The sequence below is a fragment of the Pedobacter sp. UYEF25 genome, from assembly GCF_054061655.1.
Genome location: NZ_JBSSEL010000007.1, coordinates 57,963 through 83,972, shown reverse-complemented (window position 1 = coordinate 83,972; position 26,010 = coordinate 57,963). Strand labels below are relative to the sequence as shown.

The window sequence follows — 26,010 nt, the reverse complement described above, 5'->3', positions numbered from 1 at the left end:
TAACTATCCTAATATTTCCTTAGATTTTTTCTTTTTGATAAAGGTATTGTAAGGGATAACCAGTGCTAGAAAAATGGAGAGTATTGAGAAAAACTTAGCAATTAGATCTCCACTTTTTACGTAAAATGTAATTTCATCGTTTAAATGGATGTCGCTTTTTAGGGCAGTGCGTGTCCACCATTTTGTGCGCTGTGTAATGTCGCCGCGTTGATTGATAAAACAAGAGATACCGGTATTTGCCGATTGCGCAATATCCCGATGCGTTTCAATAGCCCTAAGCTTTGCATACAGCGCATGTTGGTCTTTGCCCGAGGTATTTCCCCACCAACCATCGTTCGTAATAATGGCAATAAATTGTGCACCCTGTTTAACTTGTTGGCCAATCCAATCGCCCCATAAACTTTCATAACAGATTACCGGAGCCGCACCAATACCGCTTTGCGCATAAAGCACACTCGGTTCTTCTTGCCAACCCCAACCACTAACACTACCTCCTAATTGCGAAAAAACGCCATCTAAAAAAGAGAAGACCATAGGGAAAGGCATTTTTTCTGCCCCTGGAACCAATTTAGATTTATGATAGAATTGTACGTTTTCAGAATTCTCTACCTGCATGGCGGTATTAAAATTATCATAGTATCTATTTCCTTGGTCATCGTGCTTTGCCGAAACCGTCTTTTTAGTCTGATAAAACTTTACAGTCTCTATTCCGGTAATTAAATTTCCGTTTTTGTATTTAGATAGGAAATCACGGAGCGTTAAAAAATCTAAACTCTCTCTAATTTTATCTTCATCTGTATAATTCGGAATGGCTGTTTCTGGCCAAATAAAATATTCGGTATCTACCTGTCCGATGGAATCTGAGAGGTGTGTTAATATCTTAATTTGATCTGCAGGAGAGATAATTTCTAGTTTTTGATAAGGATCTATATTCGGCTGTACTACTACCACGTTGCTCGGAGTGCCTTTTTCTGTAGCCGTATTGTATTTAGTTAAGGATATTCCAATAGGTATAATCACAACGGCCAACCAGATATAAGGCGGCTTAACCTTAGCTATCTTATTGGCATATTTAAAGTAATTGTAGGTTTCGAAAGCCAAAATATTGCTGGCCAAAATCCAAAGAGAACCGCCATAAACTCCAGTATAATCATACCACTGCGCCAACTGGTGCATGCCAGATAAGCCATTTCCAAGTGTCATCCACGGGAACGCAAAATCCCATGTTTGTTGGAGGTACTCTAGCGCAATGTAAAAAGAAATAAGTCCTGTGTATGCGATGTATTTTGGTGCAAATTGTTGAAGCCTGTAAAACAACCAAAACGCAAAAGTCATCAACAATGCACCTAAGCAAAATGGAATAAGTGAAACCGGAATGGCCACTGCTGCACCATTATAAGCTTTTATAGCGTTGTAAACCCAATAAACTGATGCTGTATTCCAAATTAAAAAGGTTAATCCGGCAGTTAAAAAGACGCGTTTGCCTTTTTTTCTTGTAGTCGTTTTTGAAATGTTATCTGTGGCGATAAGTAGTGGGACAAGCGCGATGAGCAGAATTGGAGTCGTATAAGGAATTGGTGGCCAACCCAACCACAGCAAAAACGCGCTCAGCAACGCGAGTAAGTAATTATGTTTATCGTTCATAGGTAAAACTTGCGCTGCGGAGTAGTTTTAAGGCTACTTAAGGAGAAAATAAATGACATTATAAATTGTCTAAAATATTGGATTTTTTTGCATCGTACTCCTCCTGACTTATCAAATGTTTGTCGAATAGATTTTTTAGCTTTCTTAGTTTTAAGGTAGTCTCATCTTCCTCTTCTATTGCTGGCTCTGTAAAGAAAGGTAGATTGCTCTCATCTTTTTGTTGGATTATCTGTTGTGTAAACTCAGGCACTTCTGCTTCAGGCTCTAAAATCTCTTTCATGGGCTCTATCTCAGCTTTTTTCGGTGATAGGCTGTCGTGGTAATTGTTGATCTGCTCGTTTGCCGCTTGGTTCAATTTTCTAGCTTGCACTTTCGGAATGTAGTCTGTCACAATATTCTCGCCATGTGAAGGGACACAAATAAATTTGGCGCCGAAAATTTCTTCTTTAAAAGAAACCTCCTTTATGCTTTTCCAAGAAATATCCTTAAAATTCATTGTAAGTCCTAAATTGCTAGGTTGGCAATAAAAAATACGCTTATTGGTTACCACAATACTGTCTGGAAGCAAGTTTACCGCAGGCTTTTTTTGTACCGCAATATAAATTAGCTCTTCGCCTGTTGTAAGAAGGTCTGATAATTTACCAATAATCTTTTCTACTGCTTTGGCGTCCTGCTCATCGCTCAAAAACTTATCTATCTCAATCATGTTTAGTAAAATTTGCGAGTTATTATCTGATGTCTTCATCAATATCGCTATGTCTTTTTTTATGTTTCTCGTTCGGTTTACCCGCAATGCAAATTACAAATTCTCCTTTTAAAGTATTGTTTTCAAAATGTGATTTTATTTCTTCCAACGTTCCTCGAACAGTTTCCTCAAACATTTTGGTCAATTCTCTGCTGACGGATGCTTGTCTATCTGCTCCAAAATATTGTGCAAATTCTTCCAGCGTTTTTAATAGCCTGTGCGGACTCTCGTAAAGAATAATGGTGCGGTCTTCTTCTAAAAGTTTTTTAAATTTCGTTTGACGCCCTTTTTTAACTGGTAAAAATCCTTCAAAAACAAAGGCGTCGGCCGGTAGGCCAGAGTTTACTAATGCTGGTACAAATGCGGTTGCACCGGGTAAACATTCTATCGCTATGTCGTTTTTGATCGCTTCGCGGATGAGAAAAAATCCCGGATCAGAAATCGCAGGTGTTCCGGCATCAGAAATTAAGGCAATTTTTTGTCCGTCTTTTAAAAATTTAATAATCTCCGAAGTGGCTTTGTGTTCATTGTGCTGATGGTGTGAGAAAACTTTCTTGTCGATTTCGAAATGTTTAAGCATCGGAGCGCTCGTTCGTGTGTCTTCAGCCAAAATTAAATCGCACTCTTTTAATGTACGAATGGCCCTAAAAGTCATGTCTTCTAAGTTGCCGATTGGCGTTGGTACTAGGAATAATTTACCATTCATATTAAGTTGCGGTTTACGCATTGCTGGTTTTGAGTATCATTATAAAAATACATACTCATAACGGATAACACGTAACTCTTTTTATCTTTGAAAAAATTAAAAAATAATGCTGCAAGTTAATTATATCCGCGAGAATAGGGAGAAAGTTTTAGAGCGGCTGGCTATTCGTAATTTTAGCCAACCCGAATTGGTAGATCAAATTTTAAAAATAGATGAAGATCGTCGTTCTACCCAAACTTCGTTAGATGGCATTTCCGCAGAGGCAAATGTTGCTGCCAAGCAGATCGGCGAATTAATGCGGAACGGTAAGAGAGACGAGGCCGATGTTATTAAACAAGCGACTACTGCGTATAAAGAACAAATTAAAAGTTTAAGTGAGCGACACGCAACGCTAGAAACAGCACAATTTGACTTGATTGTTCAATTACCAAATCTACCTGGAGATTTAGTTCCGAAAGGTTCTACGCCAGAGGAAAACGAAGTTGTCTTGGTAAACGGAAGTCCCGCAGAATTTAACCACGCTGCGTTGCCCCATTGGGAATTGGCGGCAAAATACAACATCATCGATTTTGAGCTTGGCGTTAAAATTACTGGTGCCGGTTTTCCTGTTTATAAAGGGAAAGGCGCCAGGCTACAGCGTGCTTTAATCAATTATTTTTTAGATAAAGCAATTGCTGCTGGATATACAGAAATGCAAGTTCCGCACATGATCAATGCAACATCGGGTTTTGGAACTGGGCAGTTGCCCGATAAAGAAGGTCAGATGTACCATGTTGGGGTAGATGATCTTTATTTGATACCAACAGCAGAGGTTCCGCTTACGAATTTATATAGAGATGTCATTTTAAAAGAAGAAGATTTGCCTATAAAAAATACTGCTTACACGCCATGTTTTAGACGGGAAGCTGGTTCTTACGGCGCGCATGTTCGCGGATTAAATCGGCTTCATCAATTCGATAAAGTGGAACTTGTGCAAATTACGCATCCAGATAGAAGTTACGAAACACTTGAGCAAATGAGTAGTTATGTGCAAGAACTGTTGTTAGCGCTTGGTTTACATTATCGTGTGCTGAGATTGTGTGGCGGAGATATGGGTTTTACCGCTTCGATGACTTATGATATGGAAGTTTGGAGCGCGGCACAACAACGTTGGCTGGAGGTGTCTTCTGTTTCTAATTGCGAAACTTTTCAATCAAATCGTTTAAAACTTAGGTTTAGAGGAAAAGAGGGCAGAACCCAATTCGCTCATTCTCTAAACGGAAGTGCTCTGGCGCTGCCGCGTATCGTAGCCTCAATTCTGGAAAATTATCAGACTGAAAACGGAATAAAAATTCCTGAAGTGCTCGTTAAGTATACCGGTTTTGATCGGATCGATTAGACTTTATTTTATAAGAAAAAAGCCCTTACAGAGTTTTCTGTGAGGGCTTTTTTGCAAAATTAAATTGTTCTATAATATCAAGATCAACAATAAAATAATAATGATAATTGCGCCAACAGAAAGATAGACTCCACCACCTATTGCTTTGGCTTGATTTTTCATCTCTTTAAGCTCTTTACGCAATTCCCTTTTCTCTGAACGACTAAGTTGAGATTTGTCCATCTCTCTAATTTCCTCCACGCGATTCGTAATTCTGTCTAATTTCGCTTGTTGGTCAGTGGTAAGTTCTGTAGCAGGTTTAGCAGTGCGCTCGGTTGCATTAACTGAATTAGCGCTAATTCCTAAAGTAAAAATTAGGGCGAAGGTGTAAATTAATTTTTTCATAAATAAAGTTTAGAAATGTAAAATATAACTCATAACAAAAAACCTACCAAAAGATTGGTAGGAATTAAAATTATTGAAAACAATGTAAATGCGGATTATTTTATTTCGAAAACGACATTAACTGTGAAGCTAAGTTTTATTTTTTTAAAATCTATTTCGGGAGCGCTCTCTGCATCGGCCATTGAACTCTTCATCATAAAATTCCTATATACAGGTTGGGGAGTGTTGTCATTGCCTTCTTGAATTTCTATAACTGGCCATAACTTTCCTCCCAATGCTTCAACCATATAAGTCGCCTTTTCTTTTGCCGCTAGTAGAGCTTTAATTTTCAATGCTTTTTTTAAGCTGTCAGTTTTAGAATATTCGTAACTTTCTATATTCGTACTTGCAATACCTTTTGAATCGATTGATGCCATGATCGAATTAAATTTATTCAAGTCGCTTACCTTTAACCGATATTGTTTACTGGCAAGGAAGTCAGGGTTTTTATTCTTTTCTGTGGCATAATTCCAGCTGCTCAAGTTATCAATTGTTAAGTTTTCCTTTGCTATTCCTGCTTTTTGTATAGCAGAGTAGAGTTGGTTCTCTAAAGTAGTGAGGTCTACTTTTTTCTTGCTGTTGTCTTTTAGATACTCCTTTAAAGCAATTCCGATGTAAATAATATCTGGGGTAACTTCGGTCTCTGCTTCACCGCTCACCGTAATCTTTTTTCTTAAATCTACTTGTTGGGCTTTAACTGTAGACAGTCCGAGCGCTGTGACCAGTGCAATTGCAATTAGCTTTTTCATATTTGTTTTTTTTGTGTGTACCGTTATGATGCGTGCTGCTATCAAATTCCACACCGTTATTTAATTTTTTTAAATTTAAAAGTGGTTTTTTTGATAACAGCTGATTGACTTTAGCTTGATTGTACACTTTCTAGGTGTAAAGGAATGAAACGTCTTTTGATTATGCTTTTTCAGAAATTTTTAATATCCAGGCATGCTACCTGTAATATAAAGTTGCTTTTAGATAAGTTTGGTATTATTAGAAAAGCAACATACATAAAATAATTGCTCCGATATGGTTAGGGCCTATTGTTTTGAATCTCAACTTGCCCAATAGACTTATGAGAGGGCATCGAAAGGCTTAAAATGACAATCTGAATCGAAACCTGAGACTAAAGCTGCAGCTTGGCGATGGATAGATTTGAGACTACGTTGAATACAGCTATAAGTATGAATTTGGAGGAGTAACTCGGATTCTAAAGCTTTTCGAAATATATTAATGCTGCTTTAGGCGTCTGAAGTGACCAAATCGCACTTCGATGCCTCTGATTTTCTGTGTCTAAAAATAATGGTGTGCTATGTCGCGACCACGATCACTGTCGGTGGATAATTTTGATATTTGTGCGCCAATAACGCAAGCATTATCGACAACAAATTTCTGATCAAACTTAGCTAAATTATACTTGCTACTGAATCAAGTTTTATAAAACGGTGTGGCTGATCGAAAAAAAAACCTTCTCAATTTGAAAAGGTTTTTTAATGATTTAATCTTTAGGAGCAGGTTTCTCCTTATCGTCTTGCTCAACCGCAGGTTGAGTTTGTAGTGGTGGCTGTACCTGAGCTTGCGGCCTCGGTTTAGGCTCAGCTTTAACTATGGGCGTTTTGCTAACACGAACAGCAGTTGGCCCTTTTTGACCCATTTCTATCTCGTAGCTCACTTTATCACCTTCACCTATCTGTTCTTTCAATGCATTAACGTGCACAAAAATGCTGTCTTGCGTGTCCGAGTTTCTTATAAACCCATAACCCTTACTATCGTTGAAGAACGTAACTGTTCCTTTTTTAATCGGATCTTCATCTATCAAATCTTCTTGCTTTGCAATACCAATTTGAATGTCTTCCGTATTAATTATTTTTTTCTTTTTAGGGTCTGGTGGGGTAGAAGAAATGTTTCCATTTTCATCTACGTAGGCCATCATATCTTCCAGCTTAGAACCTTTCAAGTTGTCGTTTTTGCGCTCTTCTCTCTTCTCATCTTTATCCTTCTTCTTCTTCAACCTTTTCTTTTCGTTCTCTTTTTTACTGTATGTCGCCTGAGATTTAGCCATATATTACGCTGTTTTTTGTTTTTATGATCGACTTTATTGCCAATTGCACAAAGATAAGAAATCTAAACCAATAATTTGTCTCCGAAATAAATTGTACAAAGCATTAGGATAACCTTGCTGTAAGGAAAATGTTTTGCAATTAATCAACCACAATTCTAAATTGCTTGGCTACGTCCGTTTATATTTTGAATTAGATGTTAAAGGCAGTTTTTAACCCTGTTATGACCATATTTGTCCCTATGATTGCGATGATAAGTCCCATAATTTTACCGATCACCTTTATCACATTGGTACCTATTTTTTTTACCACATATTCGCTCAAACTGAAAGCCATATAGTTTAACCAACACATTAACGCAAAAACAACAATTGTAATGGCAATTTCTATATATGATGCCCTTGCCACAAAATTCATCGCAGTAACGATGGTCCCAGGCCCTGCTAAAATCGGAATTGCCAATGGAGAAATGGCAATATTTTCATCAATATTTGGCTCTTTAATTTGTTTCACTCCAGCTTTTCGAGATTGAAGCATCTCAAAGCCTACATAAAAGACTAAAATTCCGCCGGTAATTTTAAACGCTGGTATGGTAATGCCGAAAAGCTCGAAAATAAACTTTCCCAAAACAATGAAGATAAATACAATAATGAATGCAGTCGTCGTGGCGCGTTTATTAATGTCTTTTTTTGTTTTAAGATCGGCGTCTTCTACAAGCGATGAGTAAATAGGCACGTTTGCGATAGGATTCATAATGGCGAAGAAGCCAGTAAAAACAGTCAAAGAAAAAACCAAATAGTCGTACATACAGTTTATTTTGTCAGACGTTAGGACTTAATATTTGGCAAAACTAGCCAAATTAATAATGCAAACTGTACTTTATCTTCACAAATAATGAAAAATACCTAGCTTTTTTGCCTACATAAATGATTTTAAGCCGCTTTGTTGCTTAATTGCAACGTTGGTTTTTAAACCTTTCTAACTTTTCCAGAACCCAAAATGGTTTGCTTAACTGTTGGGTCGCCTGTGTAATTTACACTTGCAGATCCACTGATTACTGCGTTAATATTGTCGCTAACCTCTATGTTAACAACACCCGACCCACTCATTTGGGCAGATAAATTTGTTACTGAAAAATCTTTACCTTGAAAAATTGTGGAGCCACTTAGCGTTATACTTGCATCATTCGCTTCACCCGTGATGTTGAGCTTTCCAGAGCCGCTTAATACCGCACTGATATTTTTTGATTTGGAAGATAGACTTAAATTTCCGGACCCACTTAATACAACCGAAAGTTCGCTTACATTTACCGTTCCCTTAACTTCCATACTCCCAGAGCCGCTCATCGTAAAGCTACTCAATTTTTTTGCGGCTACATAGGCTGTTATTTTTTTACCAGAATATTTACGTTCCCAGCTTTTCCAGCTCATTTGCGGACGAATAACCAGAGTGGATCCTTCAACCTGAGCAAGTAATGTGGCTATTGCTTCAGCATCCCCTTCAAATCTACAGCTTTCAGAGTTGCCTAAAGTAACCACAACATCTATCGGGCCGCCAGCCACTATGGCAGAAAAGTTTTTTACCTGAGGTTGGTCCTGTGCCTTTGAAAAAAAGCTCAAAGAAGCTAACAACAATACCAAAAGCGAAGAAGAAATAATTTTCATTTTTTTGAGTTTTTATCTAAATTTATATATAAAACCAATATCCTTTATAGAGACGTTTCAAATTTTAAAATGTTGCATCAACAATTAAAAAACTTTTTGCTTAAAAAAGGAAACAGCTTGTGCGTAAGATTGAAGTCTAAAAATCATTTTTTTACGAACAAATTGGGTCGCCTAAATAAAACTTTGCTAAAGCAGGTGTTTTTAACGAATTTGCGCCGTGAAAAAAATACCTTTCTTTTTATTTGCGCTGTTTTTCGGTAAAGGGATTAAAGCCCAAAATGTTTTGCAATCTGCCGAAAGTGCTCCGATTTCTTCCAAAAGTATCTTTAATCCTGAACATAAACGGAATTTTTCTCGTAAAGGTGATTTCTTTTTTCATTGGGGATATAACCATTCTTGGTACGATAAAAGCGATATCTCTTTTAATGGGCCTGGTTATAATTTTCAACTAAAAGATGTAGTTGCGCAGGATAGGCAATCCAAATTAACGTGGGCCTATTTAAACCCGGGTTTAATTAGTGTGCCGCAGTATGACATTAGATTTGGGTTTTTTATAAAAGATAACTATAGCATTTCAATTGGTTGGGATCACATGAAATATGTTGTAGATATTCCTCAAACAGTACCCATATACGGCACTATAGGCGCCAATATTTCGAAAGACAATACTCCTACCGGAAAATTGGCGGGAACCTACAACGGCGAAAAAATTAATCTCAATAAAGACATACTGACTTATGAGCATACCGACGGCTTTAATTATGCAAACATTGAGGTAGAACGCTACGACGATATTTGGGTTGCGCCCGCAGGGAATACCTCACTTACTTTAGAGACGGGTCTTGGTGGCGGAATGTTCGTTCCGAGGTCTGATGTTCGCTTATTTGGGATTGGGAGAAATAATCATTGGAATGTGGCAGGATATGGATTCTCTGCCAAAATGGGATTGAAGTTTTATGTGTGGAAGCATTTTTACATCCAAAATACCACTAAGCTTGGTTATGCAAATTTGCTGAAAGTACACACCACAGGGTTTAACGATCTAGATAAAGCTAGTCAAAGCATAAAATACACAGAAAATATGTGGGTTTTTGGAGTGCAGTTTTAGTCAGATTTTAAAACTTTCTGCAAATCATCGTAACTAGAACACATTTGCATGTTCAAATATCTATTACATAGTTCTAGAGAAGGGACTTTATCTTTCAAGTAGTTGTCATTTTATGATGCATCCTAATTTATTCTTCCAAATTATGTACTGTTTGTAATTCTAATTCTATTTTCCGGTTTTCTAACCATTTCGTAAAGACGGTATATGCAATTGCCATTACAATAGCGCCCTTGAACATGCCGGTAAATCCCCAAGCTGTCAAACCACCTATAACACCGATAAACAATACCAAAAAAGGGAGACGACCACCACTTTTTGAAATTAAGATTGGTTTTACCAAAGCATCAATCATCAAAACACCTATTGCATAGATAATCAGAAATATAGTGTAGCCTGTATGTCCCAAAGTTGAGTACCAAATAATTACTGGAATCCATATTAAAAGCGGTCCTATTTGAATGATAGTTACGAAAAAGACAAGTCCGGCGAGTCCCAATGCAAAAGGAATTCCCGCAATTACAAAACCTATCCAAGAAATAAATGCTGCAAAAAATGCGGTACCCATCACCCCAATAGAGACGCCTTTTACTGCTTGCCCAGTTGCTTCTAAGAGTTCGATGCCATCCCGTGCCCCCAAAAGATGTTTTAGAGCAGCTTTTAAAGGTAACAATATTTTTTCCCCACTTGCCAAGAAAAAAGCGGAGATGATAATGCCCAGCACGAGTTGCATAGTTGCACCAAGCATTCCAGTACCGGCGGTCAACACGTGATTTAGCGCTGATTTTAGTTGTAGCGCATGAGGTGCGATGGTTTCTTGCGGATTGAAAGGAACGTTGTCCCAAAAATTTTGAAGTTGATTACCAATAAGTGGTAAATTTGCAATCCATTTCGGTAGAGGCGGTAATCCATTTAATTTTGCATTGGAGATAAAAACCTCAGCTTCTTTTACGTGATTTGCAATTGTAGTTATAATTAATACAAAAGGTAATGTTACTATAGCTATCAGCAACACTGCATAAATACTTGCCGCTAATTTTCGTCTATTGTTCAATAGTTTTACCATTCTTTTATAGGGTGTAGCGAAACTTAATGAGAAGATTAATGCAAAAGTGAGTATGCCGAAAAAAGCTCTTAATACATCGAATGTGGCTACCATCAAAGCTAGCAATAGCAGCGTAACCAAGGTAGTTTCAATGATGCTGCGAGAATGAAATTTTTGTTCGTTTATCATTTTAACCAAAATTCATAGCCCAGGATTATTCCAAATATTTAATCTTCCTTCCTATCTACATAAAATTGTGGATCAAGCTCGAAGGTGTTTTTTGTTATGTTTGAGGCAATTTTGATCGTTTTCCAATTATTGGTAGGGTTGATCCAGGTAAATTCTCCACCTGCAACAGTTGCCTTGATTGGCATCTCAAAACCACTTACATCCGTGATCCATCTATACCTCATCAATCCGTTTGCTATATCATACTCAAATACAGGGATTTTACTGTGTCTCAAATATTGATCAAAGAACTTACTTAACTTCAAACCACTTTTCTTTGCAATATATCCCTCTATCTGTGCACTAATTACGGTCTGGTGGTAGAAAGTTTTATTTAATCCGCGCAGTATTTGCCTAAATTTTTCATCGTCGTCTATGAGTTGTCGGATGGTGTGAATGATATTTCCACCCTTATTATACATATCTCCGGAGCCTTCCTTATTTACGCCGTATGGCCCGATAATCGGTTTGTCGTTTTTAATTCCTTTTCTTAATCCGATCACGTAAGCATTTCCTTCTTTCGTACCTTGAGTATAGTCTACAAATAGCGTTTCAGAATAATTGGTAAAGCTTTCGTGAATCCACATATCACCTAAATCTTTACTAGTGATGCTATTTCCAAACCATTCATGCCCGCTTTCATGAATGGTTATAAAATCCCATAATAAGCCGTAACCAGTTCCGCTTAAGTCTCTGCCTAAATAGCCCATTTTAAATTTATTGCCGTAAGCCACTGCGCTTTGATGCTCCATACCCAAATGTGGCGCTTCCACAAGCTTATAGCCATCTTTATACCAGGGATAAGGGCCAAACCAGTATTCGAAGCATTTTAGCATCCGTTTCACATCGGCATCCCAATGTGGACGAGCTTGCACACTATCCCTTTTCAGTGCCCAATAATCGATACTTAGGTTTCCTTTTTCTCCTGCAAAACTATCCTGCCAGTGTGCGTATTTACCAATATAAAAAGTGACATCATAATTGTTTATTGGATTGGCAACAAACCAATTGTGTTGAGTATACCCACCAGCTTTTTTAACTTTGCTGCGCAACCTCCCATTAGATATTTCATTTAACGTATCAGGGACAGAAATACTAATCAACATACTATCGACCTCATCACTTTGATGGTCCTTATTTGGCCACCAAACGCTTGCTCCTAAACCTTGGCATGCGACAGAAACGAACGGATTGCCATCGGCATCTGTCTTAAAAATGAATCCCCCATCCCAAGGTGGCATTTTCCCAACAATTGGATTACCAGAATAAAATACGATGAACTCATTTTTACTACCTTCTTTAAGAATTTCTGGGAAAGTTATAAAAACAGCATCGAACGCTCTTGTAAAGGGAATCACCTCACCTTTGAAAACAATTTTTTCAACTTTCAGGTTGCTAAACAGGTCAAATTGTAGTTTTTGGAAATCTTGTGTTGCTGTAAATCGAAACTCATTGCTACCGCTAATAAATTTCTGGTCGATGTCTATTTTAACATCTAAATGATAATAATTGATGTCGTAACAGGTCCGTAATGGAGTTAATGTTCCACGTAAACTGTCTGCATGAGTGTTCTCAGTATGCTTCCCTAGCATTTGCGCCTGTGCACAAAAACTAGTAAGTAATGCAGCAGACAACAAAATTAGATACTTCATTTGACTATTTTAAAATCGGCAATGTAATGTAAGATTGGTTTGACACATCGTGATAGATTTTCTGAGTTGCTTTTTGAAAATCTGATGGTTCTGCCTTATAAATATCCATAAATTTCTGTGGATTTCTATCTGCCAACGGAAACCATGAATTTTGAATTTGAACCATAATTTTATGGCCTTTTTTAAAAGTATGCGCAACATCTGGCAGTGGATACGCAACTTTAGTAATTAGGTTGGGTATAAAAGGCTCAGGTTTTTCGAAACTATTGCGATATTTTCCGCGCATAATTTCTGCCCTTACAAGCATTTCGTAGCCACCCATAATAATGTTTTTTGGATTGGGATCTGGCGCAGGGGTATCTTCTGGATAGACGTCTATCAACTTTACTACATAATCTGCATCTGTACCGGTTGTAGAGACAGACAGATTGGCCGATACAGGTCCAGTAACAGTAATGTCTTCAGTTAATGGTGCTGTCTGGTAAGTCATAACATCAGGCCTGCGTTCTGCAAAACGCTGATCATCAATCATATATTCTCTGGTGCGTCTTGCTTGCACACCTTCTTGATAAGGTACTGGATGATTTGGGTCACTTACGTATTCATCCCAACTGTCGGTTCTACCAACCTTGTCAAAGCTCATTTTTCCCTGAGGTTGGAGGTACAAATTTTTTGAAGTTGTATCAGCGGGCGGCCAAGTTTTAAATTTCTTCCATTCGTTGCTGCCCGTAACAAAGATGGTCGCTTCTGCCGGATTGAAATCTCCTTCATTCTTCAAGTAGTATTTAAAGAACGGCAATTCCATGTTTTCTTGATAGTAAGTGCTCGTCGGTTGTTGAAAATTGATATCTCCAAAACTACTTCCCGTACCACGAACCCAGCCCCCGTGAAACCATGGGCCCGCTACAAGAATGTTCTTAGCGGTAGGGTTTTGCTTTTCTATGGCTTTGTACGTCGCAAAAGTTCCGTAAGCGTCTTCCGCATCGAAAAATCCTCCCACTACCATAACAGCCGGTTTAACGTTGGTTAAGTGTGGTAAAATGAGTCTAGCTTTCCAAAAAGTGTCTAAGTTTGCATGCGCATATAGGTCATTAATAAACTTAATGCTATCGCCCATGTACTTGTCTTTTAAATTTTTTAGTGAACCCGTTTCTAAATAGAACCTATAATTGTCTTCTATTGGGAATTTAAAGCCTTTTGGCCCTTGGTCTGGTGTGATGGGCTTTGGTCTTGGAACACCAAATGTCGTCATGAAGCTAAACGCATCCATCATAAAAAAGGTACCTTTATGATGAAAATCATCCCCTCTAAACCAGTCGGTAACGGGTGCTTGTGGAGAAACTGCTTTTAATGCAGGGTGGGCATTTGGCAACGAAGTAGTAGAGTAGAAACCGGGATATGAAATACCATAAATGCCCGCCTTGCCGTTATTGTTCGAAACGTTTTTTACCAACCAATCTATTGTATCGTAAGTGTCAGTGCTTTCATCGGTTCCTTTCTTGGTGGTTGTTTGAGGTCTAATGTCCTCAAAAGTTCCCTCACTCATCCATTTTCCCCTTACATCTTGATAAACGAAAATAAATCCTTCCCTCATTTCTGCAGGAAAGTTTCCTAAGCTTTTTTTATATTCTTCACCATAAGGTGAGACTGTATAAGGCGTTCTGTTAATAAGAAATGGATATTTTACACCTTTATCTTTGGGGATGTAGATTGAGGTAAACAACTTTATACCATCTCGCATGGTTATCTGTTTTTCCACTTTCGTGTAGTGCGCCTTTACATAGGCAGAATCTGTTTCTTGGGCAGAAAGGTGGATTGAAATTAACGTAAAAGCTGCTAGTGCGAAAATTTTTAATGGCTTCATCGAATGTGGTTTTTTGCAAGATTTGCTAAATATATGCATTTGGATGCTAAACTAATATGGAGATAAACCATCAAATTTTTAAAAGATTTGTGGCTAGTCATTAAATTATCATTTTTTTAAATTCCGTGTTCATTTTTATAATCTTTTTTGGGTTTATCACGTCTTTATAAGCAAATAAATAAGACAATGAAAAGGCTTTTCAACTCCGTAATAGTAGGTTTAATCCTCACTTTTAGTTTTTCGTTTTTAGTGCATAATAATGCGTCAGCACAACGCCCAAGTAGGTCAGGGGGCGGTAGCCGAGGTGGCGCAAGCGTGTCCAGAGCGCCATCGGTTCGGTCTGCGCCTCAGAGAATTCAATCTAGTAGGTCGTATAATGGCGTACAGCGATCAAGTTACGGTTACTCAAACAGGGGTTATAGACAAAATTATAGGCCATCTTATCGGTATCGTCCTGCATATTATGGTTATTATAATTTTTATCGACCATTTATTGGTTTCAGATTGAATATTTTGCCATACGGGTACTATCCATTCTATTATGGGGATCAACAATATTATTATTACGGTGGGTTGTTTTATAGGCCATTCCAAAACAGTTATGAGGTTGTAGTGCCTCCGGTTGGTGCTGATGTTCCCACCTTGCCATCTGGTGCAAAATCAATAGCTATAAACGGTACCGATTATTACGAATATAAAGGCGTTTATTACACCGAAAAAGTTAATTCAGATAATCAAACAGTTTATGTAGTTGCAGGCAAGGATGGAGTTTTAAACACAAGTGACGGTTTGGTTGATACCCATCAAATTGGAGATATAGTAAAGCAGTTGCCTCCCGATAGCCAAGAAATTACCATTAAAAACGAAACCTTGTACATTTCTCCAGATGGCGTGTACTACGAGCAGGTTGTTGACGGGGATAATATTTCTTACCAGGTAGTGGGAAGAGCAAAGTAGTAGATGGCGAATGGTTCTAGATACTTTAAACCTGGTTTTTTGTTATCATTGTAAAATAAATTCCAAGTGTTGAAAAAGTATTCGTCTAAACCTTTTGCCCTTTTTCTATTGCCACTGGCTTTCTGTTCCTGTAGCCTTAAAAAGGCTGGGCTTAACCTAGGTGAAAAAAATAACATCAGTTCGATTAAATTTTTGAGCGAATATGTTGTTCCGTACAACCTAAATTATAACAATACAATTGTTGGTGGATTATCTGGGATAGATTACGATGAGAAAAAAAATCAATATTACATTATAAGTGATGATCCTTCTCAAAGAAGTCCGGCGCGATTTTATACCGCAAAAATATTCATCTCGAGTAACAAGATAGATTCTGTTGGGTTTATAAAGGTTACGAATTTGCTCCAGCCCAATGGTAAATCTTATCCAAAACTTGGGACAGATAAAACGGTAAAACCTGATGCAGAATCAATTAGATACAATCCGAGAAAAAACAGTTTTGTATGGAGCAGCGAGGGAGAAAGGAGATTTTCAGTTTTAGATACGTGATCGTCCAACCATCCTTAACATTTATGAGCGGTGAAGGCTTTTTTCTAGATACTATCCCTTTACCGCGCGGTTATCACTTTATGAAAACTGATTCTGGTCCTCGGAAAAATGCGGTTTTTGAAGGATTGAGTTATACCAACAATTACCAGGCATTATTTGTCAGTTTGGAGGAACCGCGGTATGAGGACAGTGAAAAAGCAAGTTTCGAATTTTCGGGAGCGTTAACTAGAATTCTAAAGTTTGATGTGGCGAGTAAAAAAAATACGAGCCAGTATGCGTATAATTTAGATGCTTTGCCCATTAAGCCAGCGGTAGATATGGATTGGAACGTTAACGGAATTTCCGAAATACTCGCCCTTAACGATGATAAATTATTGGTGATGGAAAGGGCCTGGGCAAAAGGAAATGTCGACCATAGTTTCATTAAAGTTTACATAGTTGACACAAAAGGAGCAGAAAATCAAATGGCCAATCTATCTTTTAAGAATAAGCCACCAAAAGTTTTAAAAAAACGCTTGCTTTTTGATTTTGATAGTCTGAATAGGCATATAGATAATTTCGAGGGGATGACTTTTGGCCCGAGTTTACCAAATGGACACAAGAGTTTAATTTTTTGTGTGGATAACAATTTTTCGAAAACGCAGGTGCAGCAATTGTTCTTATTTGAGGTATTGCCGAGATAGATGTAAACGTTTATCGTCGAACAAGTAGTTCTTTCATCCTAACTAATCCATTCATAAATTTGAGCTTTCCCTACTCTTCTATTTTGTGTTGCCTGTTTTTTCGTTAACTTTGCGGCGTAAAATTAGAGAAATTATGCAGTACGATGTGGTAGTTATTGGTTCTGGTCCGGGTGGTTATGTAGCGGCAATTCGCTGTGCACAACTTGGATTAAAAGTAGCTGTAGTAGAAAAACATAAAACTTTTGGCGGCACCTGTTTAAATGTGGGATGTATTCCGTCAAAGGCATTGTTAGATTCTTCTGAGCACTATCATAATGCGGCTCATACTTTTGCCACTCATGGCATCGAGCTTAAAAATTTAAAAGTAAATATGCCACAAATGATCGCCAGAAAAGACGATGTGGTGGCGCAAAATACCGCAGGAATTACCTATCTGTTTAAAAAGAACAAGATAGATTCTGTACAAGGGATCGGCTCTTTTATCGATAAAAATACTGTGTTAGTAACTAAAGACGATGGATCTACAGAACAGTTATCAGCAAAAAATGTAATTATTGCTACAGGTTCTAAACCTACCACTTTGCCTTTTATCAACGTAGATAAAGATAGGATTATCACCTCGACCGAAGCACTAAATATTAAAGAAGTGCCAAAAACCATGGTTGTGATTGGCGGAGGCGTAATTGGCTTAGAACTAGGTTCTGTTTACGCTCGTTTGGGAACTAAAGTTTCTGTTGTAGAGTTTTTACCGTCTATCATAAGTAATATGGATGCTAGCTTGGGCAAGGAACTCCAACGGGTATTGAAGAAATCTTTGGGCATGGAATTCTTCATGAACCACAAAGTTACTGGCGCTACGGTTAAGGGAAAAGTAGTTACAGTAACTGCAGCCGATGCGAAGGGTGAGGAATTGAAACTTACCGCCGATTATTGTATTGTTGCGGTTGGACGAACAGCTTATACGGATGGCTTAGGATTAGATAAAATTGGGATAATAGTGACAGAAAGAGGTAGGAAAATTCCGGTTAATGAACATTTAGAAACGTCTGTTCCAGGTGTTTATGCCATTGGAGATGTGGTTGATGGGCTAATGCTCGCGCACAAAGCCGAGGATGAAGGAACTTTGGTTGCAGAACAGCTTGTCGGACAAAAACCCCACATCGATTATAATCTAATTCCTGGTGTAGTTTACACTTGGCCGGAGGTCGCTTCGGTCGGGCAAACCGAAGAGCAGTTAAAGGAAAAGGGCATTAAATATAAATCTGGTTCATTTCCGTTTAAGGCGAGTGGCAGGGCAAAAGCAAGTATGGATACAGACGGTTTTATAAAGGTTTTGGCCGACACAGAAACAGATGAGATTTTGGGTGTTCATATGATTGGACCGAGAGCTGCTGATATGATTGCAGAAGCGGTACTCGCCATGGAGTTTAGAGCTTCGGCTGAAGACATTGCTCGCGTGTCTCATGCGCATCCAACTTTTACCGAGGCGTTTAGAGAGGCAGCGATGGCTGCAACAGACAATAGGGCGATACATATTTAGTATCCTGAAAAAAACAGCAGCAATTGCCAAGTGCAACGTACGAATGGTAACCGAACAAACTGAGAAACAATTAGATCCTTCCTTAAGGATTGAATCGACGAAGTATGCCTAAATAAGCTTAATATGAACATTCTTAAATCTGTTTGAACTCCAGCAGTTAATCCGTGGCCATCTGTACCGCTGATTGGTAACTGCTCCTAATTAGTTATTCGCTACTAAATTTACTTCATTAAAAAATTTCTTTATAGTATTGATAAATCCCATCGCCGATCCCGTAAAAGTATCAATAAGCCGAATTCGGGTGGCTGTTTCTTTATTTTATGTAGGGCAAGGCGTTGCATTTGCTTCTTGGGCAAGTCGCATTCCGGAAATAAAGGAACATCTACATTTAACGGATGCACAATTTGGTGCGCTTCTTTTGGCACTTCCGGCAGGTCAGTTATGTACCATGCCGATATCGGCGAAATTGGTTACTAAATTTGGCAGTAGGAAGATACTTACCATCGCGGCGCCGCTTTATGTCATCGCCCTTACAAACCTTGGTTTAGCCAGTGCAGATTGGCAGTTGGCTGCTTTTTTGTTTTTATTTGGTGTGATAGGAAATATGTGCAACATTTCTGTAAATACGCAAGGAATTGAGGCAGAGAAGTTATTTATGAAGCCCATTATGACCTCTTTCCACGGCGCATGGAGTTTGGCAAATTTTGCTGGTGCGCTTATTGCCTTATTAATGATAAATTTAGGCATTTCACCTTATTACCACTATTGGATTATTGCGGTATTAATATGGATAAATATATTGCTAAACCATAAATATCTCGTTCCAGGAAGAGAAGCTAGGACAGAGCGAAAGCCCAAGTTTTTTAGAAAGCCCGAAGGCATATTGCTTCAGTTAGGAATTATAGGATTTTGCAGCATGGCCACAGAGGGTGCGATGTTTGATTGGAGCGGAATTTATTTTGAGAAGATAGTAATGGCGCCCAAATCTATTGTAATTCTGGGCTACGCGTCTTTTATGATTATGATGGCGTTGGGCAGATTCTTCGGAGATAGATTTGTTGCTAAATTTGGGCGTAAGAAAACACTTCAATTCAGTGGCCTCACGGCATCTGTTGGGCTTTTTATCTCTGTATTTTTTCCTTATCTACCCGCTGCAACTTTCGGGTTTATGCTCGTTGGACTTGGCGTTTCGGGTATTGTGCCAACGGTTTATAGCGTGGCCGGTAATACTAAAAAAGTATCTTCTGGGATGGCGCTTGCAATGGTGTCCAGCATCAGCTATTTGGGGTTTTTAATGGGGCCGCCACTTATTGGCTTTGTATCCGGATTGTTCAACCTCAGATATTCATACGCGCTAATTGCCTGTTTTGGACTATTGGTTACTTTTATCGTCACAAAAATAAAAGCCATCGACTAGCATCTAGCTAAATGGCTATCAAATACCTAGCTAATTAATTTGTTCCCATTACAGTTGGTTTGGAATACTACGGCAAATATATAAACTTAAAAATTTCGCTCAAAAGTTGCTGCAAACTGTTGAAGGGCAAACGCCTGTAAATAGGTCATTGGCTTCAATTTTTCTTTTAATCAAATTCTAATTGCGTTAACGATCATCGCGACACCCTTTTCTAAGTTTTTTGACGAGAAAAGATAGTGTAGCGCGCGTTAAAGCGCCAAAAATTTATTTTCATAAAATAATGGCTTACCTAGAAATTTTAGAAAGCTATTTAAGCGTTATTTAGTTCTGGTCTTTAAATCGTTCACGGTAATGCTTAATAGCCTACCCACTGGCTTTTTGCCTCGGTAGGTAATAATGCGCATTAAACTCGCATCTTTAGGTACTGCAACTGCCGCTTTAAATTTTGGATAAAAATAATCCGGTGTAGAATTGTCAAAACTATAATAAATGTCTAGCCCGTTTACTTCCGTCGCAAGATCAATCATAAGTTGACCACCTGCTGCTTTTTTTACAGTTATAATCGGGTCGAACATGGCAGGAGAATATTTGGTTTCTCTAAAATCTAATCGCTTAAACTGCTCTTCCGTCTTATCAACAAAATAGGTCCAATTTTTTTTCTCCAACGGAGACCAAAGAGCTTCTGCCATCGCGAAGCCACGCGGCCAAAGCATGTATTCCACCTGTCTAAGATTATAAACCTGCTCAGTCCATAAGTTTGCTTGCCCTCCTAAAATATATTTTGGGTCAGCGCCTTCCGGGATAGGATTAAACTGATACACTTTGTTCAGCCTTAATGAAGCATAAACTTTTGGTTCGGTAACTACATCGCCCTGCATATAATCGAAATAACAATAATCTGTTGGGGTCATTACCACATTGTGTTTTTCTTTAGAAGCATCTATTCCGTACTTACTTCCCCTCCAACTCATTACAGATGCCGAGGGTGAAACGCCACCTTCCAAAATCTCATCCCATCCCATAAATTTTTTGCCCTTTGCATTTACAATTTTTTCAACTCGTTTTTCAAAATAAGCCTGTACTTGAGGAATAGTTTTTAAGCCTTCGCGTTTCATTAATTCTTTAATCATTGGATCTTTTTCCCAAAAATTATGTGCGGCCTCGTCTCCGCCCATGTGTATGTATTCAAAAGGAAACAGCTTTGCCACTTGTGTAATGACCGAATCTAAGAACGCATAGGTATTTTCTTTGGCCGGACAAAGGCTGTTATCTACCAGCCCAATTGGCGGTGCTCCATGGCTCCAATCCATTATTTCCTCACCAGAGCGCACTCTGTAATTCACGGCATCTGCGGTGCAGGATAGCTCTGGATAAGAGGCAATTGCCGCTAAACTATGTCCCGGTACATCTATTTCTGGCATTATATTAACAAAACGTTCTTGCGCATAAGCAACCAGTTCTTTAATGTCTTCTTGCGTATAAAAACCTCCGTAATCTTTAGGTTCGTCTGCTGTCGGAGGAATAAAATTGCCGAATGTGCCAATCTTTTTAACATTCCAAGCACCAACGTCGGTCAATTTTGGAAATCCTTTAATTTCTATTCTCCAACCTTCATCGTCTGTCAGGTGCAAATGCAAAACATTGTATTTGTAGCGAACCATTCCGTCAATAAATTGCTTAACTTCCTCTTTTGTAAAAAAATGTCTCGACACATCTAACATCAATCCACGCCAACCTAGTTTTGGATAATCCACGATCGATACGCAAGGTGCTTGCCAATTTATGTTCTTAACTATCTCATTGCTTTCTATTTCTGGAGGCAAAAGCTGTAAAAACGATTGTATGCCATAAAAAATTCCGTTAGCGTGGTTTGCAGTAATTGTTACTGTAGTGGTTGTTACATTTAGTTTATAACCTTCTGTACCAAGTTGCGGATCCTGTTGTTTGTTCAGTATTAAATTGATAGTGGCGTGCTGACTTCCAATAGTCGTCCCTACGAAACTTCCAGTAGCATTAGTTATTCGATCTTTTAAAAATTGGACACATTCCGTAAGATTTACAGATGCAGGTGAATGGATAATTACGTTGCTTGGCAGCGTAAACAATCCCGGTTTTTTTACAATCGATACAGGTTCTGGAATAATGGCAATTAGCTTATTAGAGATAGCGAGTTCATTTCCGCCAGGCTCGGTTTCATTTATGATTGATTGCGCATTAGAACCGGTATAAAGGAGCGCAGTTAGGGCAATTAAGTAATAAATTTTCATCTAGGAAAGTTTATAAAATTGAAGTTGGTGTACGTCTGCAAGATATTAAAAAATGATTATAATGACCCAATCTAAAGCAATCCTATAAAATTTTTAGTGAGGTATTTGTTTTTAAAAAGAAATCTAAAATAGGTTTTCATTGTTAACCTTGTACTTACTATTCTTTTCAGATACGTTACAATTATGAAAACTTTGCTTACATCAGCGCAGATGCGCAATGCAGATGAATTTACCATTTTAAATGTCCCCACAACATCTATAAAATTGATGGAGAGGGCTGCAAATGCTTTTGTTGATTCGTTTTTGCTAGATGGACCAACCACGGATACACCTATTGCAGTTTTTTGTGGAAAAGGCAATAATGGGGGTGATGGATTGGCAATTTCAAGGGCTTTTATTGCTAGAGGGTTTAGCGAGATATCGGTTAATGTTGTAGATTTTTCAGAAAAACAAAGCGAGAATTTCACGATCAATCTGGAACGATTGAAAACCAGAAATGTAGATGTTTTTTTCATAACAAACGTTGATGAGTTTTCCGTACATCGAAATGCGATCATTATCGACGCCATCTTTGGTTCGGGTTTAAATAAACCATTAACGGGCGATTTTGAGTTACTGGTGAGTAAACTTAATAACCTAGCCAACAAGATATACTCGGTTGACATTCCCTCAGGATTTTTTGCAGATGGCGAGTTGCCTAGAAATTACAACGGCATTAACGCATATAAAACCATCTGTTTCCAACGTCCGAAAATTAATTTTTTCTTTCCCGAATCGGTTACCGCAAGTCAATATTTTTGTACAGTAGACATTGGTTTAAGCGAAAAATACTTAAAAACTGTGTCGACGACCTTTTTTTTAACAGAGCGAAAGGACATCAAATCAATGTTGAAACCGAGAAGAATTTTTAGCCATAAAGGGACTTATGGTCATGTACTAATTGTCGCCGGGAATGAAAATACCCTAGGTGCTGCTTTGTTATGTTCCACTGCTTGTTTAAATGCAGGAGCAGGGCTCACGACAGCTTGCATCCCGTACAGCGGCCTTACCGCTTTAAATACGATGCTGCCGGAGGTGATGGCGATGCCTCGAGACGAATATACTAGCGTGGATGACCCAAGCAAATATCAAGTGATTGCTGTTGGACCTGGATTAGGTGTCTCTGTAGAAAATACACAGCTAGTGGAGCGTTTATTTGCTTTACAGAAGCCAATGGTTATAGACGCAGACGCTTTAAATATGCTTGCAGCTGAAAAGGAATGGTTGGCAAAGATTCCGGCAAATTCGGTAATCACTCCACATGTAAAAGAATTCGACAGGTTGTTTGGTGAACATGAAAGTTGGTGGGCGCGGGTTAAAACTGCCAAACAAAAAGCCGCCGATTTAAACGTGGTTATCGTGCTAAAGAACCAGTTTACTTTTGTTTGTTTACCAGATGGAACTGCGCATATAAATCCGACAGGCAATCCTGCTATGGCACAAGGTGGAATGGGAGACATTTTAACTGGAATAATTGCTGCATTTATCGCCCAGGGCTATAATGCTAAACAATCAGCAATTATGGGCTGTTATGTTCACGGAAAAGCAGGAGACGTTCTATGCAAAAAAAGCTTCGTCGTTTCGGCTTCTGCAGTTGCAAAGAGCGTTCCAAAAGAAATTAGAAAACTCGCCAGTATTTAAGGTATATCACTCAAAAATAAAGATGAAAAAGACAGCATTAGTTACAGGGGCAAGTAGCGGCATTGGTAAAGAATTTGCTAAAATACATGCATCTCGAGGGGGCGATCTTGTTATTGTTGCAAGAGGTAAAGAAAAATTAAATGCTTTAAAAGCAACGTTGGAGGAGAAATACACTATTAAAGTTTTCGTTATTGAAAAAGACCTCTCGATAATTGGCGCAGCAAAAGAAGTTTATGAAGAAGTGATAGCTGCTAAAATTAAGGTGGACTATTTAATTAACAATGCAGGATTTGGTGGTATGGGTAAATTTTCTGATCGTGATATACTTCAGGATTCAGCTATGGTTGGAGTCAATGTGCTTACTTTAACAGAGCTAACACATTATTTTTTAGTTGATTTCGTAGCGCGCAACGAAGGTAGGATTCTAAATGTTTCTTCTACAGCTAGCTTAATGCCGGGTCCGGGACAGGCTGTTTATTTTGCAACCAAAGCCTACGTTACTTCTTTTAGTAATGCAATTGCCGAAGAACTACACGATACCAAAATTACGGTAACAAATTTAATGCCCGGCGCCACAGAAAGCAACTTCGGCGAACGTTCTGGAATGGATAAAACAGTTATGTTTAGTAAAACTGCGACTGCTAAAAGAGTGGCAGAACAAGGTTATAATGGTATGCTGCTGGGAAAATTAAATGTTTTGGCCGGGCTTGGATTCGGCCAGAGATTTGCGATGCACATGGTAAAATTCGTTCCGAAAAAGATAATACTGTCAATGGTTAGAAAATTACAACAGGCCTAATTTTTCAAAAAAAAACCTCGAACAAAAAAACTCTTGAATTTACCAAGAGCTTTTTTATTCGAGGAGTTCGGATTTAATTCCTTAGAAACTTTATTGTTTTAAAAAATCTTAAACACTTCCCATAACTATCATTTTTTCCATGGTTGGCGATGTGCTTCCACCCATAGGCTCTAAAGTTACCGCAAACGCTTGGGCAATCTCTATACCCTCCATCTTTAACGTGGCATGTTGCGGTTCATCTTTCCCACCAAAAACACCTAAACTAACAGGCTTTCCATTCACCAAGGCCCAAAGCTGATATTGATGTGCTTTATCAGTAATAGGCAAACTCATCGCTGTATAATTAATTACGACTTCTTTTTTCTGCCTATTCCAATACACATCCATATTGGCTGAAGGAGTCTCTTTTACCCCGGCCAATCGAATAGTGGCCCAATCTTTACTAGAATTTACCGCAACGGCCTGGCTTAAACCATCATTCTTAAATTCTAATTGACTAACTGTAGCTGCAAACTTTTGATTGTTTTGATTTAAGGATGCAATTTGTTCATGCGCATTAGTTAATTTATTGTAGGTTACAAACAACGCAGCCACACTAACAACCAACAACGCAACGCAAGCTGCCAAGGCAAATCTCAATAACCTAACGTGCGTATTACTTGCTTTTAGCGGGACAGTCTTAGGCTCCTTCGGCGCGGCAAAATCCTCAACTTGCTCAACTAAATATTCGTTAAGTCCAAGTTTCAAAAATAATTTCTTTTCTACATCTGCAGGAGGCTGAACAGCATTTTTGTTGGCAAATCTTTCTAAAGATTGTTCTATAGCATCCAGTTCATCTCTAATTTCCTTATGCTGTACAGCCATTGTCTCTACTTGTACCATTTCTCCTGGAGACAAATCTCCAAGAACATATTGTTCAAGTACTCCGGTTTCGATATATGCTTTTATATTTTCCACGCTCAATTAAAATTCTTTCTAAGTTCAATAATTGCCAATCTCACCCTTGTTTTAACCGTACCTAGAGGTAGTGCTAGTTTTTCTGCAGTTTCTACGTGAGTGTAGCCATTGTAGTATACCAGATTTAAAACAGCCTGCAAATCAGGCTTCAGATTTTCTACAAGTTGCTTTAAACCCAGTGTATCCGGATTAAAGGTTACCTTGTTGTGATTGTCAATATAACCTACGTTATTTTCAATATCTTGGTTTTTGGAAGAATTCTTAAAATCTTTAGATCGGAGTTTATCAATAGATAAATTACGCGCAATGTTCATCATCCAGGTAAATAGACGACCTTTATTGCTATCGTATTGGGACGATGACTGCCATATTTTTACAAAGGTTTCTTGCAAAACATCTTCTGCGACTTCAGCATGGACTATGATACGAGAAATTACGCCATAGAGGGAACCAGAATACATGGCGTATATTGTCTTAAGCACCTCGGGATTTCTCTCTTGGAGTGCCATTACGAGCTCTGACTCGGTGGGGATGGTTTTTTTTAAAGAATTCACTAATTAGGTATGTAAGCTTTTTAGTTAACAAAAAAGTTATGGTATTGTTTCAAGCTAACTCGCTGATAATAAAATCTATCAAAAGTTCTCAAAAATCTA

Annotated in this window: 23 protein-coding genes; 9 read left to right on the top strand and 14 right to left on the bottom strand. The window is 38.4% G+C overall.

What is annotated here, in order from left to right; all coding sequences use genetic code 11:
• Positions 1-3 precede the first annotated feature (3 nt).
• Genes lnt through rsmI form a run of 3 tightly spaced genes read right to left on the bottom strand, consistent with a single transcriptional unit; the run spans position 4 to position 3,095 of the window.
• Positions 4-1,644, bottom strand: coding sequence for an apolipoprotein N-acyltransferase (gene lnt, locus ACVWYG_RS08655; protein ID WP_457269793.1), 1,641 nt, complete (start codon positions 1,642-1,644; stop codon positions 4-6).
• Between the two features lie 58 nt (positions 1,645-1,702).
• Positions 1,703-2,389, bottom strand: a complete 687-nt coding sequence (locus ACVWYG_RS08650; protein WP_457269792.1) for a PH domain-containing protein — start codon at positions 2,387-2,389, stop codon at positions 1,703-1,705.
• Positions 2,373-3,095, bottom strand: coding sequence for a 16S rRNA (cytidine(1402)-2'-O)-methyltransferase (gene rsmI, locus ACVWYG_RS08645; protein WP_457269791.1), 723 nt, complete (start codon positions 3,093-3,095; stop codon positions 2,373-2,375). The genes ACVWYG_RS08650 and rsmI overlap by 17 nt, the downstream gene beginning before the upstream one ends.
• 106 nt (positions 3,096-3,201) lie before the next feature.
• Between rsmI and serS the strand changes: the two genes are divergently transcribed.
• Entirely contained in the window at positions 3,202-4,473 is a 1,272-nt protein-coding gene (gene serS / locus ACVWYG_RS08640; RefSeq protein WP_457269790.1) for a serine--tRNA ligase, read from the top strand.
• Between the two features lie 69 nt (positions 4,474-4,542).
• Here serS and ACVWYG_RS08635 read toward each other — a convergent pair whose 3' ends face one another.
• The 5 genes from ACVWYG_RS08635 to ACVWYG_RS08615 all read right to left on the bottom strand — a co-directional run bounded on the left by ACVWYG_RS08635 (position 4,543) and on the right by ACVWYG_RS08615 (position 8,614).
• Positions 4,543-4,857 carry a hypothetical protein gene (locus ACVWYG_RS08635; RefSeq protein ID WP_457269789.1) on the bottom strand — a complete coding sequence of 105 codons (315 nt, stop codon included), beginning with the start codon at positions 4,855-4,857 and terminating at the stop codon, positions 4,543-4,545.
• A 95-nt stretch (positions 4,858-4,952) separates the two neighbouring features.
• Positions 4,953-5,645: an SIMPL domain-containing protein gene (locus tag ACVWYG_RS08630; RefSeq protein WP_457269788.1), complete on the bottom strand. Its 693-nt coding sequence runs from the start codon at positions 5,643-5,645 to the stop codon at positions 4,953-4,955.
• A gap of 743 nt (positions 5,646-6,388) precedes the next feature.
• Positions 6,389-6,952 carry a cold shock domain-containing protein gene (locus ACVWYG_RS08625; RefSeq protein WP_457269787.1) on the bottom strand — a complete coding sequence of 188 codons (564 nt, stop codon included), beginning with the start codon at positions 6,950-6,952 and terminating at the stop codon, positions 6,389-6,391.
• Between the two features lie 190 nt (positions 6,953-7,142).
• On the bottom strand, positions 7,143-7,757 hold the full coding sequence (locus tag ACVWYG_RS08620) for a MarC family protein (RefSeq protein WP_457269786.1): 615 nt from the start codon (positions 7,755-7,757) through the stop codon (positions 7,143-7,145).
• 161 nt (positions 7,758-7,918) lie between these two features.
• Positions 7,919-8,614, bottom strand: a complete 696-nt coding sequence (locus ACVWYG_RS08615) for a head GIN domain-containing protein (protein WP_457269785.1) — start codon at positions 8,612-8,614, stop codon at positions 7,919-7,921.
• Between the two features lie 217 nt (positions 8,615-8,831).
• Here ACVWYG_RS08615 and ACVWYG_RS08610 point away from each other — a divergent pair, with 217 nt between their 5' ends.
• The gene (locus tag ACVWYG_RS08610) at positions 8,832-9,722 is read left to right on the top strand and encodes a hypothetical protein (protein ID WP_457269783.1); all 891 of its coding nucleotides are present in this window, start codon (positions 8,832-8,834) and stop codon (positions 9,720-9,722) included.
• Between the two features lie 127 nt (positions 9,723-9,849).
• Here the strand turns inward: ACVWYG_RS08610 and ACVWYG_RS08605 are convergent, their stop codons facing one another.
• From ACVWYG_RS08605 to ACVWYG_RS08595, 3 genes are read right to left on the bottom strand one after another with little or no spacing between them, the layout of a single operon-like run.
• A complete protein-coding gene (locus ACVWYG_RS08605; protein WP_457269782.1) occupies positions 9,850-10,953 on the bottom strand; it encodes an AI-2E family transporter in 1,104 nt (367 codons plus the stop codon).
• 38 nt (positions 10,954-10,991) lie between these two features.
• Positions 10,992-12,644 carry a M1 family metallopeptidase gene (locus ACVWYG_RS08600; protein ID WP_457269781.1) on the bottom strand — a complete coding sequence of 551 codons (1,653 nt, stop codon included), beginning with the start codon at positions 12,642-12,644 and terminating at the stop codon, positions 10,992-10,994.
• Positions 12,645-12,648: 4 nt separating this feature from the next.
• Entirely contained in the window at positions 12,649-14,508 is a 1,860-nt protein-coding gene (locus tag ACVWYG_RS08595; protein WP_457269780.1) for a CocE/NonD family hydrolase, read from the bottom strand.
• 186 nt (positions 14,509-14,694) lie between these two features.
• Between ACVWYG_RS08595 and ACVWYG_RS08590 the strand changes: the two genes are divergently transcribed.
• The 5 genes from ACVWYG_RS08590 (at position 14,695) to ACVWYG_RS08570 (ending at position 19,654) form a co-directional block, all read left to right on the top strand.
• A complete protein-coding gene (locus ACVWYG_RS08590; protein ID WP_457269779.1) occupies positions 14,695-15,465 on the top strand; it encodes a DUF6515 family protein in 771 nt (256 codons plus the stop codon).
• Between the two features lie 69 nt (positions 15,466-15,534).
• The gene (locus ACVWYG_RS08585; RefSeq protein WP_457269778.1) at positions 15,535-16,014 is read left to right on the top strand and encodes an esterase-like activity of phytase family protein; all 480 of its coding nucleotides are present in this window, start codon (positions 15,535-15,537) and stop codon (positions 16,012-16,014) included.
• Between the two features lie 23 nt (positions 16,015-16,037).
• Complete coding sequence (locus tag ACVWYG_RS08580; RefSeq protein ID WP_457269777.1) at positions 16,038-16,697, top strand: esterase-like activity of phytase family protein; 660 nt, start codon at positions 16,038-16,040, stop codon at positions 16,695-16,697.
• 121 nt (positions 16,698-16,818) lie between these two features.
• Positions 16,819-18,237, top strand: coding sequence for a dihydrolipoyl dehydrogenase (gene lpdA, locus ACVWYG_RS08575; RefSeq protein ID WP_457269886.1), 1,419 nt, complete (start codon positions 16,819-16,821; stop codon positions 18,235-18,237).
• A 250-nt stretch (positions 18,238-18,487) separates the two neighbouring features.
• The gene (locus ACVWYG_RS08570; RefSeq protein WP_457269776.1) at positions 18,488-19,654 is read left to right on the top strand and encodes an MFS transporter; all 1,167 of its coding nucleotides are present in this window, start codon (positions 18,488-18,490) and stop codon (positions 19,652-19,654) included.
• A 317-nt stretch (positions 19,655-19,971) separates the two neighbouring features.
• Here ACVWYG_RS08570 and ACVWYG_RS08565 read toward each other — a convergent pair whose 3' ends face one another.
• The gene (locus tag ACVWYG_RS08565) at positions 19,972-21,921 is read right to left on the bottom strand and encodes a beta-N-acetylhexosaminidase (protein ID WP_457269775.1); all 1,950 of its coding nucleotides are present in this window, start codon (positions 21,919-21,921) and stop codon (positions 19,972-19,974) included.
• 183 nt (positions 21,922-22,104) lie between these two features.
• Between ACVWYG_RS08565 and ACVWYG_RS08560 the strand changes: the two genes are divergently transcribed.
• Both ACVWYG_RS08560 and ACVWYG_RS08555 read left to right on the top strand, forming a co-directional pair.
• Positions 22,105-23,601, top strand: coding sequence for an NAD(P)H-hydrate dehydratase (locus tag ACVWYG_RS08560; protein ID WP_457269774.1), 1,497 nt, complete (start codon positions 22,105-22,107; stop codon positions 23,599-23,601).
• A gap of 22 nt (positions 23,602-23,623) precedes the next feature.
• Positions 23,624-24,400 (top strand): SDR family NAD(P)-dependent oxidoreductase, encoded by a 777-nt coding sequence (locus ACVWYG_RS08555; protein WP_457269773.1) that lies wholly within the window; start codon positions 23,624-23,626, stop codon positions 24,398-24,400.
• Positions 24,401-24,508: 108 nt separating this feature from the next.
• On the opposite strand, the gene ACVWYG_RS08550 is transcribed toward ACVWYG_RS08555, so the two are convergent.
• Together ACVWYG_RS08550 and ACVWYG_RS08545 are read right to left on the bottom strand one after the other, a co-directional pair.
• The gene (locus tag ACVWYG_RS08550) at positions 24,509-25,357 is read right to left on the bottom strand and encodes an anti-sigma factor (RefSeq protein ID WP_457269772.1); all 849 of its coding nucleotides are present in this window, start codon (positions 25,355-25,357) and stop codon (positions 24,509-24,511) included.
• Positions 25,358-25,359: 2 nt separating this feature from the next.
• Positions 25,360-25,866, bottom strand: a complete 507-nt coding sequence (locus ACVWYG_RS08545) for an RNA polymerase sigma factor (RefSeq protein ID WP_457269771.1) — start codon at positions 25,864-25,866, stop codon at positions 25,360-25,362.
• Between the last annotated feature and the right edge of the window lie 144 nt (positions 25,867-26,010).